The organism is Nocardioides sp. Arc9.136, assembly GCF_030506255.1.
Classification (GTDB): Bacteria; Actinomycetota; Actinomycetes; order Propionibacteriales; family Nocardioidaceae; genus Nocardioides.
Genome location: NZ_CP113431.1, coordinates 3,492,427 through 3,511,026, shown reverse-complemented (window position 1 = coordinate 3,511,026; position 18,600 = coordinate 3,492,427). Strand labels below are relative to the sequence as shown.

The window sequence follows — 18,600 nt, the reverse complement described above, 5'->3', positions numbered from 1 at the left end:
GTCAGCCCTTGCGGTACGGCACGCCGGAGGCGGCCGGTGCCCGGGACTGCCCGACCAGGCCGGCGACGGCGAAGACCGTCACGACGTAGGGCAGCATCAGCATGAACTCGCTCGGCACCGGGGAGCCGATGACCGAGAGCACGCCCTGCAGGTTGGAGGCGAACCCGAAGAGCAGCGCCGCGAGTGTGGCGCGGATGGGGTCCCACTTGCCGAAGATGACCGCAGCGAGCGCGATGTAGCCCGCGCCGCCGGTCATCTCGCGGTTGAACTGCGAGACCGACACCAGCGTGTAGAACGCACCGCCCGCGCCGGCGATCGCGCCCGCGACGAGGACCGTGCGGTAGCGGGTCCGGATGACGTTGATGCCGACGGTGTCCGCGGCCTTGGGGTGCTCGCCGACCGCGCGCACGCGCAGGCCCCACTTGGTGCGGTAGAGCGCCCAGGTGACCAGGGCGACCGCGACGTAGAGCAGGTAGACCAGCGCCGACTGGCGGAACAGGATCGGCCCGATCACCGGGATGTCGCCGAGCACCGGCACGGTCACCGGGCCGAGCCGCGGCGGCGCGTTGAGGTCGGCGGCGTTGGGCGCCAGGACCTGGGAGAACATGAAGCTGGTCAGGCCGACGATCAGCACGTTGAGCACGACGCCGACGATGACCTGGTCGACGAAGTAGCTGATCGCGAAGACGCCCAGGATGAGCGCCACCAGCGCACCGGCGGCCATCGCGCCGAGCACGCCGACCCACGCGGAGCCGGCGACCGAGCCGATCAGCGCGGCCGCGAACGCCCCGGCGAGCAGCTGGCCGTCGATCGCGATGTTGACCACGCCGACCCGCTCGCCGAGCACGCCGCCGAGGGCGCCGAAGACGAGGGGGACGGCGAGGGCGAGCCCGCCCGCGAGCAGGCCGACGACCGGCAGGGTCGCACCGGCGGCGGCCCAGGCCAGGAACCCCACCATGGCGATGACGCCGAAGACGGCCACCAGCCACAGCGGGGTGCGGGCGCGGGCCAGGTAGCGGCGCACCGACTCCGCGGTGCACAGCGCCAGGAGCGCGACGGCGACCCAGGCGGTCGCCACCGCCGGGACGGTGAGGTCGGGGATCTCGGCGAAGTCGTTGCGGGTGGCGATCCGGAAGGTCGTGTCACCGCTCTGGGAGCCCAGCGCGACGGCGGCCGCGAGGGCGACGGTGACGACGGCCAGGATGACCGGGGTCTTCTTGCTGACGACCGCGATGACCGGCGGCTCGTCGGAGACCGGCGCCGGGTTGGTCGTGGTCGGGGCGGACGTGCTCACGCGGCCTCCTTGGCGGGCAGGCGGAACATCGCGCGCACGAGCGGCGGGGCAGCGATGAACAGCACGATGAGGGACTGGATGACCAGGACGATGTCGACGGGGATGCCCTCGGAGGCCTGCATCGAGAAGCCGCCGGCCTTGAAGGCGCCGAAGAGCAGGCCGGCACCGAGGATGCCGAGCGGGTGGGACCGGCCGAGCAGCGCGACGGTGATGGCGTCGAAGCCGATGCCGGCGTCGAGGTCGGTGGTCACGCCGCTGGTGGTCGTGCCGAGGGTCTGGTTGGCCCCGGCGAGGCCGACGAGGGCGCCGGCGATGAGCATCGCGACGACGTAGGTGCGGCCGACGTCGATGCCCGCGGTCCGGGCGGCGCTGGGGTTGACCCCGACGGCGCGGAAGCGGAAGCCGAGCGCGGAGCGGCTCAGCAGCCACCACACGACCGCGACCGCGACCAGCGCGAGCACGAAGCCCAGGTGCAGGTTGAACCGGTCGCCCAGCAGCGCGGGCATCGTGGCGCTCTCCGGCGTGGGCAGCGACTTGGGGTTGATCGACCCCGGCGCCTGCAGCAGGCTCTGGCGCGAGAGCGCGTAGAAGACCAGGTAGAACGCGACGTAGTTGAGCATGATCGTCACGATCACCTCGTGCGCGCCGGTGCGGGCCTTGAGCAGGCCGGCCAGGCCGGCCCACAGCGCGCCGGCGGCCATGCCGACGAGGATCGCGAGCGGCAGGTGCAGGATGCCGGGGAGGTCGGCGTTGATCGCCACCCAGCCGGCCGCCGCGCCCGCGAGCAGCATCTGCCCGCGGCCACCGATGTTGAACAGGCCGGCACGGAACGCCAGGCCGACGCCGAGGCCGGCCGCGATCAGCGGGCCGGCGAACTTCAGGGTCTCGGTCAGCGGGCGGATCTGCGTGGCGAGGTCCGCGCCGCGGGAGTTGTAGACCGAGCCGCGGAACAGCGCGCCGTACGCCCCGGAGATCGCGTCCCACGAGGCCTGGAAGAAGTCGCTGGGCCGCGAGCCGATGTAGCCCGCGGTCTCCCGGACGGCCTCGTCGGTGACGAGGATCAGGATCGACCCCACGACGACGGCGAGGAAGATCGACAGGACCGCCACCAGGGCGTTGCCGGTCGTGATCGCGCGGGCGGTGTCGTACCAGCGGCTGTTGCCGCTCGGTCCGTCCCCGTCGGCCGACGCGGGTGAGGTCTCCACGCCGGTGGTCGCGGCGGGGGAGGGGGCGGGGATCCCCTGGGTGTGCGCGCCGGTGGACGGCTCCTCGGGGTGGGTCATGCGACGGCTCCTGCGGGTCGTTCTCCGGTCATCATCAGGCCCAGCACCGCACGGGGGGTGTCGGCCGGCACGATCCCGACGACCTGGCCCCGGTAGAGGACCATGATCCGGTCGGCCAGCGCGACGACCTCGTCGAGCTCCGTGGAGACGACGAGCACGGGGACCCCGGAGTCGCGGGTGGCGATGATCTGCTGGTGGATGAACTCGATCGAGCCGACGTCCACGCCGCGGGTGGGCTGCGCGGCCACGAGAAGGCGCAGGTCGCGGGAGAGCTCGCGCGCGACGACCACCTTCTGCTGGTTGCCGCCCGAGAGGTTGCCGGCGGCGGTGTGGATGCCCGGCGCGCGGACGTCGTACTCCTGCAGCTTCTCGCGGGCGAACTCCTCCAGCTTGCCCAGCTGGAGGGAGCCGCCGCGGACGAAGGGTGCACCGAAGCTGCGGTCGAGCATGAGGTTCTCGGCGATGCTGAAGGTGCCGACCAGGCCGTCGACCTGGCGGTCCTCGGGCACGAACCCGACGCCGGCGTCGAGCACCTGGCGCACCGTGCGCCCGCGCAGCTCGCGGCCGTCGAGGGTGATCGACCCGGTCACGTGGTCCTGCAGCCCGAGCAGCGCCTCGGTGAGCTCGGTCTGGCCGTTGCCCTGGACGCCGGCGACGCCGAGCACCTCTCCGGCGCGGACCTCGAAGCTGATGCCGGCCACGTGCACCAGGCCGGTGGCGTCGGCGACGGTGAGGTCGCGGACGACGAGTGCCTCGCCGCCGAGGGTGGGCTCGTCCTTGCGGACGGTCAGCTCCACCGGGCGGCCGACCATCATCGCGGCGAGCTCGGGGTTCGTGGCGGTGGGCTCGGCCTCGCCGACGACGCGGCCGCGCCGGATGACGGTGATCCGGTCGGCGACCTCGCGGACCTCGCGGAGCTTGTGGGTGATGAAGACGACCGCCGTGCCGCTGGCGCGGAGCTGGCGCATGATCTCCATCAGCTCGTCGGTCTCCTGCGGGGTGAGCACCGCGGTGGGCTCGTCGAACACGAGGACCTTGGCGTCGCGGGAGAGGACCTTGATGATCTCGACGCGCTGCTGCACGCCGACGGGCAGGTCACCCACCACGGCGTCGGGGTCGACGTGGAAGCCGAACCGGTCGGAGATCTCGCGCACGCGGGCGCGGGCGGCGTCGAGGTCGAGGGAGCCGCCGAAGCCGGTCTCCTCGTTGCCGAGCATGACGTTCTCGGCCACCGTGAAGACCGGGACCAGCATGAAGTGCTGGTGCACCATGCCGATGCCGGCGGCGATCGCGTCACCGGGGCCGCCGAAGTGCTGGACCTCGCCGTCGAGGACGATCTCGCCCTCCTCGGCCTGGTAGAGGCCGTAGAGCACGTTCATCAGCGTCGACTTGCCGGCGCCGTTCTCGCCGAGCAGGCAGTGGATCTCACCGCCGGCGACGGTCAGGGATATCCGGTCGTTGGCGACCAGGGAGCCGAAGCGCTTCGTCACGTCGCGCAGCTCGAGTTGCATGGGTCAGTCCTCGCGGCACAGGGGTGGGTGGCGGCAGGGCCGGACGACGCGGTCGGCGTCGCGGCACCTGCACGGTACGGCAGAGGGAGGCCGACCGGCGTGGTCGACCTCCCTCTGCGCGGGTGTCACTGGTTGAGGTAGCTCTTGACCTCGATGGAGCCGTCGATGATGCCGGCCTTCACCTGCTCCAGCTCGTCGGTCAGGGTGTCGGACACCTTGTCCTCGAAGTTGTGGAACGGGGCGAGGCTGACGCCGTCGTTCTCCAGGGTGCCGACGTAGTTCTCGGCGTCGAAGTTGTCCTCGGAGGCGGCCATGATCGTCTCGTAGGCCGAGATGTCCATGCCCTTCTGGATCGAGGTCAGGATGACGTCCTGGGTGGCGGGGTCGGTCTCGAACTGGTCGGCGTCCACGCCGACCATCGCGACGTCGCGGCCGGAGTCGGCGATCGCGGTGAGCGCGCCCTGGTAGATTGGGCCGCCGACCGGGAGGATCACGTCGACGTCCTGGTCGAGGAGCTGCTTGGCGGTGTTGGTCGCCTTCTCGTTGGCCTCGAAGCCGCCGGTGAAGGAGCCGTTCTTGCCGTCCCAGCCGACGACCTTGACGTCCTTGCCCTTCTCCTGGTTGTAGTACTCCACGCCCTGGCGGAAGCCGTCCATGAAGATGGTGACGGTCGGGAACGGCTGGCCGCCGAAGGTCCCGACGACGCCGGTCTTGCTGTAGTCCGCGGCCGCGTAGCCGGCGAGGAACGCCGCCTGGGCGGTGTCGTACAGCAGGGGCTTGATGTTCTCGGCGTCCTTGGTGCCGTCGAAGTCGTTGTCCGCCGCGTCGTCGATGAGCGCGTAGTGCAGCTCGGGGTTCGCGGTGGCCGACTCGACGGTGGCCGCGGAGAGCGCGAAGCCGACGGAGACGATGATGTCGCAGCCCTCGGCGACCAGGCTCTCCATGTTCGGGCCGTAGTCGTTCTCGCTGTTGGACTCGACGGCCTTCGGCTCGACGCCGATCTCCTCAGCCGCCTTGACGACGCCCTCGTAGCTGAGCTGGTTGAAGGACTTGTCGTCGAAGCCACCCGCGTCGGAGACGATGCAGGGGAGGAAGTCGCTCGCCTCGCTGCCGCCGCCGTTGCTGCTCTCCTCCGGCGCGTCGCCGCAGGCCACCAGCATCGTGGATGCCGCGAGCACGGCGATGCCGCCCATCACGGACTTCCTCATCTTGTTCAACGTCTTTCCTCCAGGTCCCAGCCCCCGCTCGTCCGGGGGCGCCACGCGGCACCGTAACCGCTGGTGCCCGGCGGGGAGGGTGCTTCGCAAGGCGAGGGTTCGAACAGTTACCGAGTTGGAACCTGGCGGCCGCTCCCGGCGGCCGGCGGGGGTGCGTGGTCCACTGGGCCCTCGGAGACGGAGGACCCACGGAGGACACATGGCAGACCAGCACCAGCTCGCGGGCCAGCTCGAGGGCCAGCTCGCCGAGGGCGAGGACGTCGCCCTCTGGGCAGGGCTCCGCAGCGCCGCCGTGGAGGCGATGCGCCGGGCGTACGCGCCGTACTCGCACTACCCGGTGGGGGCGGCGGCGCTCGTCGACGACGGGCGCGTGGTGACCGGCTGCAACGTGGAGAACGCCGGGTACGGCGTGACCCTGTGCGCGGAGTGCGGCCTGGTCTCCCAGCTGGTCGTCACCGGCGGTGGCCGGCTGACCCACTTCGTGTGCGTGAACGGCGAGGAGTCGGTGATCATGCCGTGCGGCCGCTGCCGCCAGCTGCTCTTCGAGCACGGCGGGCGCCGGCTGCGCCTGTGGACGGTCTCGGGGCTGAAGGGGATGGACGAGGTGCTGCCCGACGCGTTCGGGCCCGAGGACCTCGACGAGGTCACGCACTGACCCGTCGCCGGCCGGGTGGGTCACGGGGTGGGTCGCCGGGTGGGTCACCGCGCGGGTTACCGAGCGGTGCCGGGGCGGTCGTAGGGTCGCGGCATGCCTGAGCACGACGCCGTCGAGGTCATCTCCGCCAAGCGCGACCGCCACGAGCTGTCCGACAGCCAGATCGACTGGGTCGTCGACGCCTACACCCGCGGCGCGGTCGCGGACGAGCAGATGTCGTCGCTGGCGATGGCGATCCTCCTCAACGGCATGAGCCAGCGGGAGATCGCGCGGTGGACCGGCGCGATGATCGCCTCGGGGGAGCGGATGGACTTCTCCTCGCTCTCGCGCCCGACCGCCGACAAGCACTCCACCGGCGGCGTCGGCGACAAGATCACCCTCCCGCTCGCCCCGCTGGTCGCCGCGTGCGGCGTCGCGGTCCCGCAGCTCTCCGGCCGCGGCCTGGGCCACACCGGCGGCACGCTGGACAAGCTCGAGGCGATCCCCGGGTGGCGCGCGGCGCTGTCGAACGAGGAGATGATGGCGCAGCTCGAGTCCATCGGCGCGGTCATCTGCGCCGCCGGCGCGGGCCTGGCCCCGGCGGACAAGAAGCTCTACGCGCTGCGCGACGTCACCGGCACCGTCGAGGCGATCCCGCTGATCGCCTCCTCGATCATGAGCAAGAAGATCGCCGAGGGCACCGGGGCGCTCGTGCTCGACGTCAAGGTGGGCTCCGGGGCGTTCATGAAGGACGTCGACCGCGCCCGCGAGCTCGCGCGGACGATGGTCGCGCTCGGCACGGACGCCGGTGTCCGCACCGTCGCGCTGCTGACCGACATGGCGACCCCGCTGGGCTTCACCGCCGGCAACGCGATCGAGGTCGCGGAGTCCGTCGAGGTGCTCGCCGGCGGCGGCCCCGCCGACGTGGTCGAGCTGACCCTGGCGCTGGCCCGCGAGATGCTCGCCGGCGCCGGCGTGACCGACGTCGACCCCGCCGACAAGCTGGCCGACGGCTCGGCGATGGACGCCTGGAAGGCGATGGTCCGCGCCCAGGACGGCGACCCCGACGCCGCGCTGCCCGTCGCCCGTGAGAAGCACGTCGTCGCCGCGCCCTCGACCGGCGTGCTCACCCGGCTCGACGCCATGTCGGTCGGCCTCGCCGCCTGGCGCCTGGGCGCGGGCCGCGCCCGCAAGGAGGACCCGGTGCAGGCCGGTGCCGGCGTCGTCTGGCATGCCCGCCCCGGGGACGCCGTGACGGAGGGCGAGCCGCTGTTCACGCTGCTCAGCGACGACGAGCACCGCTTCGAGCGGGCCCTCGCCTCGCTCGAGGGCGGGTACGACGTGGCCCCCGCCGACACCGGCTTCACCCCCCAGCCGCTGATCATCGACCGCATCGGCTGAGCGCTCGTGCCGCGGGCGGGGCAGGTGGCGGGGCGCGTGGCGGGAGGTGGCGCCGGCTCCGGTGCGGTGCCCGGCCCGCGGGAGGCGGCCGCGCTGGTCTTCGGCTCCTCCGCGGCGGTCCTCGTCGTCGAGCTGGTCGCGCTGCGGCTGCTCGCGCCGTACCTCGGGCTGACGCTCGAGACCAACACGCTGGTCATCGGGCTGGCCCTGGCGGCGATCGCCCTGGGCTCGTGGGCCGGTGGCCGGGCGGCCGACGTCGTCGACCCGCGCCGCGCGCTGGCACCGCTGCTCGGCCTGTCCGGCGTGGTGGCGGCCGCGACGCCGTTCCTCGTCCGCGGCGCCGCGGAGACCGCGGGCGGCCCGCTGCTGCTGCTCGCGGTCGCCGTGACGATCGGCGTCCCGGGCGCGCTGCTGTCGGCCGTCACGCCGATGGTCACCAAGCTGGCGCTGACGTCGCTGGCCGAGACCGGCACCGTCGTCGGTCGCCTGTCCGGCATCGGCACCGCGGGCTCGATCGTCGGCACCGTGCTGACGGGCTTCGTGCTGGTCTCGGCCGTGCCCGTCAGCGGCATCCTCGTCGGGCTCGGCGTGCTGCTGGTGCTGGCCGCGGTCGTGGTGGGCGTCCGGGTCAGCGGCTGGCGCGCGGCCGGGCCGTCCCTGGCGCTCGTGCTCGCCGGCACGGGGCTCGGCGCGCTCGGTGCGGTCGCGGCACCGGGCGGCTGCGACGTCGAGACGCAGTACCACTGCGCCCGTGTCGAGGCCGACCCCGCGCGGGAGAGCGGCCGGGTGCTGGTGCTCGACGGGCTGCGCCACTCCTACGTCGACCTCGCCGACGCCACCCACCTGGAGTTCGAGTACGTCCAGGCGGCCGCGTCCGTCGTGGACGCGACGTTCCCCGCGGGCGAGCCGCTCGCGGCGTACCACCTCGGTGGCGGGGGGCTCACCCTGCCGCGCTACCTCGCCGAGGTCCGGCCGGGCACGACCAGCGTGGTCTCGGAGATCGACCCCGGCGTCGTGGCGGTCGACCGCGACCGGCTCGGCCTGGAGACCGGGCCGGGGCTCGAGGTGCGCGTCGAGGACGGGCGCCGCGGGCTGGACCGGCTCCCCGACGACAGCCGCGACCTCGTGGTCGGCGACGCCTTCGGCGGGGTGAGCGTGCCCTGGCACCTGACCACCCGGGAGGCGGTGGCGCAGGTGCGGCGCGTGCTCCGGCCCGACGGGGCGTACGTCGCCAACCTGATCGACCACGGGCCGCTGGACTTCGCCCGCGCCGAGGTGGCGACCCTGCGCGAGGTGTTCGACCACGTGGCGCTGCTCGCCCGGCCCGGTGCCTTCGACGGGACCCAGGGCGGGAACCTCGTCGCGGTCGCCTCCGACCGGGCCGTCGACCTCGACGCGGTGACCCGCGTGGTCGAGCGGCGCGGGCTCGGCTGGGAGGCCCGCGGCGACGCCGACCTCGACGACTGGGTCGGCGGCGCCGACGCGCTCACCGACGACCACGCCCCCGTCGACCAGCTGCTCACGCCGTACGCGGAGGGGTGACGGTCCCCCGGACCGGTCGGGTCAGCGGGCCGCCCGGCGGTACTGCACCGGCCACAGGTCGGTGCCCTCGACGCCGAGCTCGGCGGCGGCGCGCAGCGGCCAGTGCGGGTCGCGCAGCAGCTCGCGGGCCAGCAGCACGACGTCGGCGGAGCCGTCGGCCAGGACGTCCTCGGCCTGCTTGGGCTCGGTGATCAGGCCGACCGCGCCCGAGGGGATGTCGGCCTCGGTGCGCACCCGGCGGGCGAACGGCACCTGGTAGCCCGGCCCGACGGGGATGTCGGCGGGCGCGTTGCCGCCGGTCGAGGTGTCGACGAGGTCGACGCCCTCCTCGCGGAGCAGCCCGGCGAGGCGCACCGTCTCGTCGGCGGTCCAGCCACCCTCCACCCAGTCGGTGGCGGAGAGCCGCACCACCACCGGCACGCCGGGGGCGACCCGGGCCCGGATCTCGCGGACGACCTCCAGGGTCAGCCGGACGCGGCCTTCGAACCCGCCGCCGTACGTGTCGGTGCGGTGGTTGGACAGCGGCGAGAGGAACTCGTGGAGCAGGTAGCCGTGGGCGGCGTGCACCTCGAGCACGTCGAACCCGGCCGCGACGGCGCGCTCCGCGGCGTCGCCGAAGGCGGTGACCACGCGGACGATCCCGGCGGCGTCGAGCGGCTCGGGGTCCTCGCGCAGGCCCGGGTAGGGCGTCTCCGACGGGCCGACCGGGCGCCAGCCGCCGTCGGCGTCCGCGACGCCGCCGCGGTCCGCGGTGAACCCGGAGTACGTCGAGGCCTTCCGCCCGGCGTGCGCGAGCTGGATCCCGGCCGCGGCGCCCTGGCCGTGGACGAAGTCCACGATCCGCGCCCAGGCGGCCTGCTGCTCGTCGTTCCAGAGCCCGGTGTCCTCCGGCGAGATCCGGCCCTCCGGGACGACGGCGGTGGCCTCGGTGATGACCAGGCCGGCACCGCCGCGGGCGAACGATCCGAGGTGCACCAGGTGCCAGTCGTCCGGCATGCCGTCGACGGCGGAGTACTGGCACATCGGCGCCACCCACACCCGGTTGCGGACGGTGACGTCGCGGAGGGTGATCGGGGTGAAGAGCTGGCTCACGGGGTGGTGCCTCCTGGGTCCGGGTGCAGGTGCGGGTGGGAGCGCGTGCTCCCGGGGGCCCAACCGGTCGTCCGGGTCAGGGATTCCCGGCGGACCCCCGGGGCGGGCTCAGCCGAGGGTGGCCGCGTCGATGACGAACCGGTAGCGGACGTCGGAGGCGAGGACGCGCTCGTAGGCCTCGTTGACCTGCTCGGCGGGGATCACCTCGACCTCGGCGCCGATGCCGTGCTCGGCGCAGAAGTCGAGCATCTCCTGGGTGAGCGCGATGCCGCCGATCATCGACCCGGCGAAGGACCGGCGGGCGCCGATGAGCGACATGACGTTGACGCTCAACGGCGCGGCGGGTGCGCCGACGTTGACCAGGGTGCCGTCCACGGCCAGCAGGCCGAGGTACGCGTCGAGGTCGATGCCGGCGCTGACGGTGTTGAGCACCAGGTCGAAGTGGCCGGCGAGCTGCTCGAAGGTCGCCGGGTCGGACGTCGCGTGGTAGTGGTCGGCGCCCAGGCGCAGGCCGTCCTCCTGCTTCTTCAGCGACTGCGACAGCACGGTCACCTCGGCGCCGAGGGCGTGGGCGATCTTCACCGCCATGTGGCCCAGGCCCCCGAGGCCGACGACGGCCACCTTCCGGCCGGGACCGGCGTCCCACCGGCGCAGGGGTGCGTACGTCGTGATGCCGGCGCACAGCAGCGGCGCGGCCGCTGCCGGGTCGAGGCCGTCGGGGACGGCCAGCACGTAGTCGGCGTCGACCACGACGTGGGTCGAGTAGCCGCCCTGGGTCGTCGTGCCGTCGCGGTCGGTGCCGGCGTACGTCGGCACCATCCCCTCACGGCAGTACTGCTCGTCGCCGTTGCGGCAGCTCGCGCACTCGCCGCACGAGCCGACCATGCAGCCGACGCCGACGAGGTCGCCGACCCCGTGCCGCGTGACGCTGCTCCCGACCTCGGTGACCGTGCCGACGATCTCGTGGCCCGGGACGACGGGGAAGGGCTGCGGGCCCCAGTCGCCGTTCACGGTGTGGATGTCGGAGTGGCAGATCCCGGCGTACCGGATCTCGATGAGCACGTCGTTCGGGCCGACCTCGCGGCGCTCGATCGTGGTGGGGGCCAGGGGCTGGCCGGCGGCGGGTGCTGCGTAGGCGCGGACGCGCATGGGTTCTCCCGGTGTGGGGTGGGTGGGTGGGTGTGTGGGGTGGGGTGGGTGCTCCGGGCAGGCCGGAGCCGCGGACCGGGTGGTCCGCCGTGGGTCGTCGGGTGGGTGGGTCGGTGGGGCTAGGGCTTGCCGACGGCCTTGAGCCGGTCGGCCAGGGCCCGGGCCTGGCCCGAGAGGAGCTCGGTGCGGGCGTCGTCGTCCGCCTCGACCGCCTCCCAGTAGGCGATCTTCAGGTCGACGTACTCCTGGCGCAGGGCGACCTGCGTGGCCTCGACCCGGAGCCGGTCGCGCTGCTGGGCGAGCAGCTCCACCTGCTCGGCGGCGGCCGCCGGGCCGAGCCGGCCGTTGGCGACGTACCGCCGCATGTCGGCCACCGACAGGCCGGTGGCCGCCAGGCAGGCGACCCACATGAGCTGGTCGAGGTCGTCCTCGTCGTAGACGCGGTGCTTGCTGCTCGCGCCGCGGCTGATGGGCGGGACGACGCCGATGGACTCGTAGTAGCGCAGCGTGCTGGCCGGGAGCCCGGTCAGCGCTGCGGCCTCCTTGATCGTGTAGCCGCGCTGCGCGGTCGGTCCACTCATGTCCTCGACGCTAGGAACTTCGAGTACTCGAAGTCAAAGGTCGTCCGCGCCACACCGAGCGCACACGTGCGTGGCGGGGTACCGGCGGTCGGGGCTGCGGCCCGGACCGACCGACGAAGGAGCACGACATGGACAAGCGCACGCTCGGCAACGACCGGCTGGAGGTCTCCGCGATCGGCCTGGGGTGCATGGGCATCAGCCAGTCCTTCGGGCCCTCGCCGGAGCGCCCGGAGATGGTGGACTTCCTGCGGCAGGCGGTCGACCGTGGCGTCACGTTCTTCGACACCGCCGAGGTGTACGGCCCGTTCCACAACGAGGAGGTCGTCGGCGAGGCGCTTGAGCCGCTGCGGGACCAGGTGGTGATCGCGACGAAGTTCGGGTTCTCCCTCGACGACAGCGACCGGCGGGTCGACAGCCGGCCCGAGCACGTCCGCGAGGCGCTCGAGGGCTCGCTGCGGCGCCTGCGCACCGACCACGTCGACCTGCTCTACCAGCACCGGGTCGACCCGGAGGTGCCGATCGAGGAGGTCGCCGGGACGGTCGGTGAGCTCATCGCGGAGGGCAAGGTCCGGCACTTCGGGCTGTCGGAGGCGGGCGTCGACACCATCCGCCGGGCGCACGCCGTCCAGCCCGTCACCGCGCTGCAGAGCGAGTACTCGCTGTTCTGGCGCGAGCCCGAGGACGCGATCCTCGGGGCGCTGGACGAGCTCGGCATCGGCTTCGTCCCGTTCAGCCCCCTGGGCCGGGGCTTCCTCACCGGCACGGTCGACGCGACCACCGAGTTCTCCGAGGGCGACATCCGTGCGGGCCTGCCCCGGTTCACCCAGGAGGCGCGCCAGGCGAACCTCGCGCTGGTCGACGGCGTGCGCGCGGTGGCGGACCGGAAGGAGGCGACCGTGGGCCAGGTCGCGCTCGCCTGGCTCCTGGCGCAGTCGCCGAGCATCGTGCCCATCCCCGGGACCCGCCGGACCAGCCGGCTCGAGGAGAACCTCGGCGCCGCCGGGCTCGTCCTCGACGCGCAGGACCTCGCCGAGCTGGACGAGGTCTCGACCCGGGTCAAGGTGGTGGGGGAGCGCTACCCCGAGGCGATGGCGCGGATGATCGACCGCTGAGCCACGGGCCCGTCCCCGGCGGCCCGACGGGCGGCTAGGGTCCGTGGCGTGCGGCAGCGTCTGGTCGAGACGGCGGGCCGGTGCGCGACACCGGTCGGCCTCCCCGGGGCTACCCCGGGGACCACCGGCACGTCCGGGCACAGCACCGCGCGCGACTCGCTGCGCTCCGCTGCAGGTCCTCGCGCGCACGACGGGACTGGTCGAGCAGCGCTGCCGCACCCCGTCACCAGCCGGCTCTCGTCGTCCCCGCGATGAGGGACGACCTCGCGCGGGCGCTCGCCGCCGCGTTCCTCGCGGGCGGGTGGACGCACCCGGCGCTGGTGGAGGCCGGCGCGGTCGTCCTGGGTCGCCGGCCGAGGTGGCTGGCGGTCCTGGCTCGGCAGACGCTGGAGCTCTACCCGCGCCCGCCGCACGACCGGCCCCGCGAGCTGGCCGCCACGATCAGCACCCGGCCCGCGGCGGCGAAGGCCGCTCGCGCCCGGCCGCTCGTGCAGCCGGTGAACCCCACCCGGATGCTCGAGAACCGCTGGCGCCTGCCGGTGCTCCACGGCCTCGACGACGTGGCCGACCTCCTGGGGGTCACCCCCGACGAGCTCGACTGGTTCGCCGACCCCCGCCGCCTGGCGCGGTCGGCCGCGGACGTCCCGCTCCAGCACTACCGGGTGAGCCACCGCGTCGCGGTCAGCGGCGCGATCCGGGTGCTCGAGGCGCCCAAGCAGCGGCTCAAGGGCATCCAGCGGCTGCTCCTCGACGAGGTGGCGTCGCGCATCCCGCCCCACGCCGCCGCCCGCGGGTTCCGGCCCGGCGGCTCGGTGGGCTCGTACGCCGCACCGCACGCCGGCCGGCCGGTCGTCGTGCGCCTGGACCTGGAGGCGTTCTTCGCCAGCGTCACGGTCTCCCGCGTGTACGGCCTGTGGCGGACGGCCGGCTACCCCGAGCCGGTCGCCCACTGCCTGGCCGGGCTGGTGACCACCGTCCTGCCCCGGTCGGCGTGGCGGGCCCTCCCGCGACCGGCCGACGACGGGCTGCTCGACGCGCACTGGCGGCTGGGCCGCCGGCTGGCGGCGCCGCACCTGCCCCAGGGTGCGCCGACCTCCCCGGCGATGGCCAACCTGGCGGCGTACCGGCTCGACGTGCGGCTGACCGCCCTGGCGCAGTCGTGGGGCGGTCGCTACACGCGCTACGCCGACGACCTCGCGCTCTCCGGAGCAGCGGGGTGGGGGAGCGGCACCTCGAGGCTGCTCGACGCCGTCGAGGAGGTCGTGCGCGACGAGGGGTTCCGGCTGAACCCGCGCAAGACCGGCGTGATGCCGCGCGCCGGGCGGCAGACGCTCGGCGGGCTCGTCGTCAACGACCGGCCACGCGTCGCCCGGGCCGAGGTCGACCTGCTCCGCGCGATCCTCCACAACTGCCGCCGGTACGGCGCGGACAGCCAGAACCGCGACGGCGTGCCGGCCTGGGAGCAGCACCTGCGCGGCAGGATCGCCTGGGTCGCCCAGCACGACCCGGTCCGCGGGGCGCGGCTGCAGGCGCTGCACGACGCCGTCGACTGGGGCTGATCCCGGGCGCCCGGCACCTCCGGGAGACGGGCACGGCGTCCCCGGGAGGGCTGGTGCGGGGGTCGCTCAGGCGGAGCCGTTCTGCGGCGAGGTGTTGTCGGTGCCGCCGAGCTGGGCGAGGAACTGGTGGCAGCGGTGGGCCCGGTCGGAGTCCTGCTGCATGACCTCGCGGAAGAAGTCGGCGATCTCCTGCTGTCCGGCGTTCTCCGCGTCGCGGACGTACTGGCCGTAGTCGTGCCCGGCCTTGAGCGAGTGGTACTGCACCGAGATGAGGTCGAAGGTGACGTCGTCGAAGCCGGTCTCTCCGGTGGCCATGGGGTCCTCCTGCGGGGTCGGTGCGCCGCGGTCGTGCCGCGGCACGGGTGGGCTCTCGAGGTGCCCCACGCACCGGGACGCATACGACGCCCGGCCGTCGCCCGGCCGTCGCCCGGCCGTCGCCCGGCGGTACGGACCCCGGGTCGGCCCGTCAGCCCTCGTGGGCTGACGTCGGTGCCTGCTCCGAGGCCGCCCAGGAGGCGAGCAGGCGGAGCCGGTCGGCGGACGGCGAGCCGGGCTCGGCGGTGTAGACGATGAGCACCAGGCCGGGTTCGGCGGTGATCGCCAGCTCCTCGTAGGCCAGCGTGAGCTCGCCGACGACGGGGTGGTGGAACCGCTTGGTCCCGGCTCCGTGCCGGCGGACGTCGTGGTCGGCCCAGAGGCGGCGGAACACCTCGCTGCGGGTGGACAGCTCGCCGACCAGGTCCTGCAGCCCGCGGTCGTGGGGGTCCCGGCCGGCCTCGGCGCGCATGATGCCCACGCACATCTCGGCGAAGAGCTCCCAGTCGGGGTAGAAGTCGCGGGAGGCGGGGTCGAGGAACTGGAACCGCGCGAGGTTGGGCGTCCGGCCGCCGTCGCCGATGACCGGCGAGTAGAACGCCCGGCCGAGCGCGTTGGTCGCCAGCAGGTCCTGCCGCGGGTCGCGGACGAACGCCACCCCGTCGGTGATCGCGTCGAGCGCCCACCGCAGGCTGGTCCGCGAGGCGGCCCGGGTCGGCGCCCGGCGGCGGGCACGCCCCGAGGTGGGGATGCCGTCCGCCGCCCGGGCGAGGTCGAGGAGGTGCTCGCGCTCGGTCTCGTCGAGCCGCAGGGCCCGTGCCAGGGCCTCGAGCACGCCGGAGGAGGCGCCGGCGACCTGGCCACGTTCGAGGCGGGCGTAGTACTCCACGCTCAGCCCGGCGAGCGTGGCCACCTCGCTGCGCCGCAGGCCGGGCACCCGGCGTGCGCCGGTGCTCGGGAGGCCGACCTGGTCGGGGGTGATCCGGGCGCGGCGCGTGGTCAGGAACTCGCGCACCTCGCGCCGCAGGCCCTCACGGTCGTCCACGGTCCCGAGCCTAGGCCGCACCCGGGCCGGACCGGGCGGTCGGCGGCCCGCGAGGGGTGCCCTGCCGGTGCACCCCACGACAGGGACTCCCACCACGGCGCTCCGGCCGCTTCACTCGACCGGGACGGGCGACGGAGGGTGGACGCGATGCGTCGGCTCGTGGGGCGCGCGTCGGCGGTGGCCCCGGCCGTCGTCCTGGGGGCGCTGCTGGCGGCCGGGTGCGGAGCCGGTGCGCCCGCGGGCGACCGGCCCGCCACCGGGCGCGAGCCGACCGCCCCGCCGGACCCGGAGCGACCGCCGGGCGACGTACCCCCGAGCACGACGTCCACGAACGAGGAGGACCCGATGCGGATCCGCATCACGATCGGCGGGCTGACCGCCGGCGCCACCCTGCAGGACTCCGCCGCGACCCGCGACTTGGCCGCGCAGCTCCCGCTGACGCTCGAGATGCGCGAGCACGGCGGCGTCGAGAAGACCGGCCGGCTGCCCGCGCCGCTCTCCCTGGGGGGCCAGCCCGACGGTGCGGACCCCGAGGTCGGCGACGTCGGCTACTACGCCCCGGGCGACGACCTCGTGCTCTACCACGGCGACCAGTCCTTCTTCCCCGGCATCGTGCTCCTGGGCCGGCTGGACGGCGGCGCCGCCGAGCGGATCGCGCGCCGGGACGGCTCCGTCGTGGCGACCGTCGAGGCATGGTGAGTGGGATGGAGCTGCAGGAGTTCCTCGCGCACGTCGACAGCGGTGCCGTCATCGAGGGCGGCTCGGAGCCGCACCGGTTCATGCACGACGCCGCCCAGGCGGCGTTCGCGGTCACGGCCGAGCTCAACAGCGGCTACCGCACCCCCGACGAGGTCCGCGCCCTGCTGGAGCGGCTCACCGGCCGCCCGGTGGAGGAGTCGGTCACGGTGTTCCCGCCGTTCCACAGCGAGTTCGGCAAGAACCTGCACCTGGGGAGGGACGTCTTCATCAACCTCGGGTGCCGGTTCCAGGACACCGGCGGCATCACCATCGGCGACGGCACGCTGATCGGCCACGGCAGCACGCTGACCACGCTCGACCACGCCGTGGACCCGCACCGGCGCGCGGACATGGTGCCCGCCCCGGTCCGCATCGGCCGCAAGGTGTGGCTGGGCGCCGGTGTCACCGTCGTCCCCGGCGTGACCATCGGCGACGGCGCGATCGTGGGCGCTGGGGCCGTGGTGACCAAGGACGTCGCGCCCGACTCGATCGTGGCCGGCGTCCCGGCGCGGCTCGTCCGGATGACCGGGTACGACGCCGGGCGGGCCGAGCCGCAGTAGGCCGGAGCGGCCCGGAGCGGGTGGACGCCTGGTCAGTCGCGCTCCTCGGTCTGCCGGGAGTCGGTGAGCGTGAGTGCCCCCCACCCGGCGACCAGGCCGACGAGGACCGCGAGGACGGCGTACGTCACCCGCTCGCCGTGGAAGAACGACGCCACCAGCTCCCCGCTCCAGCGCCCGGCGGGCAGGGTGGTGGTGACCAGGGCGGCGACCAGCGTGCCGACGACGGCGGTCCCGAGGCTGGCGCCGACCTCCTGCGCGGTGTCGTTGAGGGCGGCCCCCATCGAGGTCCGGTTGCGCGACATCGCCCGGACCAGCGCGACGGCGCAGATGGTCATCACGGTCCGCAGGCCGACGGTCAGCACGACCATGCACACCGCGATCGGCAGGTAGCCGTGGTCGACGCTCCACGCCAGCCCCGCGAGCGACCCGGCGAGGAGGGCGGCTCCCACGAGGCAGGCCAGGCGGTGGCCCAGCCGCTTGCCGAGCGCCTCCGAGGCCGGGGTCGCCAGGATCATCGTGAGGATGAGCGGGAGGTTCGCCAGCCCGGCCCGGACCGGGCTCCACCCGTAGGCGTACTGGAAGTGCAGGACCATCCCGAACATCACGCCGGCCATCGCGACCGAGGTGCCGACCTGGGCGATCGTGGCGCCGCGGACCGTGCCGTCCGCGAACACGGCCAGGTCCAGCATCGGGTCGGGCGTGCGCCGCTCGTGGGCGAGGAACGCGACGAGCGCGACGACCGCGCCGAGCACCGACCCGACGGTGGTCACCGACAGCCACCCGTGCTCGACGCCGCTGGTGAGGCTGTAGCAGGCGAGGCCGATGGCGGCGACGCTGAGGACGGCGCCGAGGAGGTCGAGGCGGTCGCCGGTCAGGTCCTCGGTGCGGTCAGCGGGCACGCCGAGGCGCACGCCGATCCAGGCGACCAGGGCGATCGGGGCGTTGACGAGCAGCAGCCAGGTCCAGCTGACGTGGGCCAGCGCGGTGCCGCCGAGGAGCGGACCCAGGATGAAGCCGCTCATGCCGACGACGATCATCACCGTCATCGCGCGGGTCTGCAGGGCCTCGTCGTCGAAGAGGCGGAAGATGAGCGAGTTCGTGATCGGGGCGGTGCCGGCGGCCGCGACGCCGAGCGCCGCACGGAGGGCGATCAGGTCGCCGCCGGAGTCGACGGCCAGGACCGCCAGGCTGGTCACCCCGAACGCCGCGAGCCCCACCAGCAGGACGCGTCGACGACCGAGCCGGTCGGCCAGCGAGCCGGAGGTGAGCAGGAGCCCGGCGAAGGTCAGGGAGTAGGCGCCGGTGACCCACTGCAGCGTCGTCGTGCCGCTGCCGAGGTCGCGTCCGATCGTCGGGAGCGCGACGGTCAGCAGCGTGCTGTCGACCATCTCGACGAAGAACGCCAGGCACAGGGCGGCGAGCGGGATCCAGGCCGCCCGGAGCGAGCCGTAGGTGCGGGTGGGTGCGGGAGCGGTGGTGGGGCTCATCGTGGCCTCCTTGGTCGTCGAACGTCGTTCGAGTATCGAACGGCGTTCCATAAACTAGAACGGCGTTCGACCGAAAGCAA

Annotated in this window: 17 protein-coding genes; 7 read left to right on the top strand and 10 right to left on the bottom strand. The window is 74.0% G+C overall.

What is annotated here, in order from left to right; all coding sequences use genetic code 11:
• Window position 1: 1 nt before the first annotated feature.
• The 4 genes from OSR43_RS17005 to OSR43_RS16990 form a co-directional block, all read right to left on the bottom strand.
• On the bottom strand, window positions 2–1,294 hold the full coding sequence (locus tag OSR43_RS17005) for an ABC transporter permease (RefSeq protein WP_302267904.1): 1,293 nt from the start codon (window positions 1,292–1,294) through the stop codon (window positions 2–4).
• Window positions 1,291–2,577: an ABC transporter permease gene (locus OSR43_RS17000; RefSeq protein WP_302267903.1), complete on the bottom strand. Its 1,287-nt coding sequence runs from the start codon at window positions 2,575–2,577 to the stop codon at window positions 1,291–1,293. The genes OSR43_RS17005 and OSR43_RS17000 overlap by 4 nt, the downstream gene beginning before the upstream one ends.
• Window positions 2,574–4,088, bottom strand: coding sequence for an ABC transporter ATP-binding protein (locus OSR43_RS16995; protein WP_302267902.1), 1,515 nt, complete (start codon window positions 4,086–4,088; stop codon window positions 2,574–2,576). Before OSR43_RS16995 ends, OSR43_RS17000 begins: the two co-directional genes overlap by 4 nt.
• A gap of 125 nt (window positions 4,089–4,213) precedes the next feature.
• The gene (locus tag OSR43_RS16990; protein WP_302267901.1) at window positions 4,214–5,296 is read right to left on the bottom strand and encodes a BMP family protein; all 1,083 of its coding nucleotides are present in this window, start codon (window positions 5,294–5,296) and stop codon (window positions 4,214–4,216) included.
• Window positions 5,297–5,504: 208 nt separating this feature from the next.
• Here OSR43_RS16990 and OSR43_RS16985 point away from each other — a divergent pair, with 208 nt between their 5' ends.
• From OSR43_RS16985 to OSR43_RS16975, 3 genes are all read left to right on the top strand, one after another.
• Window positions 5,505–5,960: a cytidine deaminase gene (locus tag OSR43_RS16985; protein WP_302267900.1), complete on the top strand. Its 456-nt coding sequence runs from the start codon at window positions 5,505–5,507 to the stop codon at window positions 5,958–5,960.
• 93 nt (window positions 5,961–6,053) lie between these two features.
• Window positions 6,054–7,340 (top strand): thymidine phosphorylase, encoded by a 1,287-nt coding sequence (locus OSR43_RS16980; RefSeq protein ID WP_302267899.1) that lies wholly within the window; start codon window positions 6,054–6,056, stop codon window positions 7,338–7,340.
• 36 nt (window positions 7,341–7,376) lie between these two features.
• On the top strand, window positions 7,377–8,882 hold the full coding sequence (locus tag OSR43_RS16975) for a fused MFS/spermidine synthase (protein WP_302267898.1): 1,506 nt from the start codon (window positions 7,377–7,379) through the stop codon (window positions 8,880–8,882).
• Window positions 8,883–8,903: 21 nt separating this feature from the next.
• Here the strand turns inward: OSR43_RS16975 and OSR43_RS16970 are convergent, their stop codons facing one another.
• The 3 genes from OSR43_RS16970 to OSR43_RS16960 all read right to left on the bottom strand — a co-directional run bounded on the left by OSR43_RS16970 (window position 8,904) and on the right by OSR43_RS16960 (window position 11,704).
• Window positions 8,904–9,974, bottom strand: coding sequence for an NADH:flavin oxidoreductase/NADH oxidase (locus OSR43_RS16970; RefSeq protein ID WP_302267897.1), 1,071 nt, complete (start codon window positions 9,972–9,974; stop codon window positions 8,904–8,906).
• 108 nt (window positions 9,975–10,082) lie between these two features.
• Window positions 10,083–11,123 carry an NAD(P)-dependent alcohol dehydrogenase gene (locus OSR43_RS16965; protein ID WP_302267896.1) on the bottom strand — a complete coding sequence of 347 codons (1,041 nt, stop codon included), beginning with the start codon at window positions 11,121–11,123 and terminating at the stop codon, window positions 10,083–10,085.
• Window positions 11,124–11,242: 119 nt separating this feature from the next.
• Window positions 11,243–11,704 (bottom strand): MerR family transcriptional regulator, encoded by a 462-nt coding sequence (locus tag OSR43_RS16960; protein WP_302267895.1) that lies wholly within the window; start codon window positions 11,702–11,704, stop codon window positions 11,243–11,245.
• Window positions 11,705–11,832: 128 nt separating this feature from the next.
• Here OSR43_RS16960 and OSR43_RS16955 point away from each other — a divergent pair, with 128 nt between their 5' ends.
• Together OSR43_RS16955 and OSR43_RS16950 are read left to right on the top strand one after the other, a co-directional pair.
• Complete coding sequence (locus OSR43_RS16955; RefSeq protein ID WP_302267894.1) at window positions 11,833–12,816, top strand: aldo/keto reductase; 984 nt, start codon at window positions 11,833–11,835, stop codon at window positions 12,814–12,816.
• A gap of 251 nt (window positions 12,817–13,067) precedes the next feature.
• Window positions 13,068–14,375, top strand: a complete 1,308-nt coding sequence (locus OSR43_RS16950; protein ID WP_302267892.1) for a reverse transcriptase family protein — start codon at window positions 13,068–13,070, stop codon at window positions 14,373–14,375.
• Between the two features lie 66 nt (window positions 14,376–14,441).
• Here the strand turns inward: OSR43_RS16950 and OSR43_RS16945 are convergent, their stop codons facing one another.
• Together OSR43_RS16945 and OSR43_RS16940 are read right to left on the bottom strand one after the other, a co-directional pair.
• Complete coding sequence (locus tag OSR43_RS16945; protein ID WP_302267891.1) at window positions 14,442–14,690, bottom strand: hypothetical protein; 249 nt, start codon at window positions 14,688–14,690, stop codon at window positions 14,442–14,444.
• A 151-nt stretch (window positions 14,691–14,841) separates the two neighbouring features.
• Entirely contained in the window at window positions 14,842–15,735 is an 894-nt protein-coding gene (locus OSR43_RS16940; RefSeq protein ID WP_302267890.1) for a helix-turn-helix transcriptional regulator, read from the bottom strand.
• 147 nt (window positions 15,736–15,882) lie between these two features.
• On the opposite strand from OSR43_RS16940, the gene OSR43_RS16935 reads away from it, so the two are divergent.
• On the top strand, window positions 15,883–16,434 hold the full coding sequence (locus OSR43_RS16935; RefSeq protein WP_302267889.1) for a cyclophilin-like fold protein: 552 nt from the start codon (window positions 15,883–15,885) through the stop codon (window positions 16,432–16,434).
• A gap of 5 nt (window positions 16,435–16,439) precedes the next feature.
• Window positions 16,440–17,033 carry a DapH/DapD/GlmU-related protein gene (locus tag OSR43_RS16930; RefSeq protein ID WP_302267888.1) on the top strand — a complete coding sequence of 198 codons (594 nt, stop codon included), beginning with the start codon at window positions 16,440–16,442 and terminating at the stop codon, window positions 17,031–17,033.
• Between the two features lie 32 nt (window positions 17,034–17,065).
• Here the strand turns inward: OSR43_RS16930 and OSR43_RS16925 are convergent, their stop codons facing one another.
• On the bottom strand, window positions 17,066–18,520 hold the full coding sequence (locus OSR43_RS16925; RefSeq protein ID WP_302267887.1) for an MFS transporter: 1,455 nt from the start codon (window positions 18,518–18,520) through the stop codon (window positions 17,066–17,068).
• Between the last annotated feature and the right edge of the window lie 80 nt (window positions 18,521–18,600).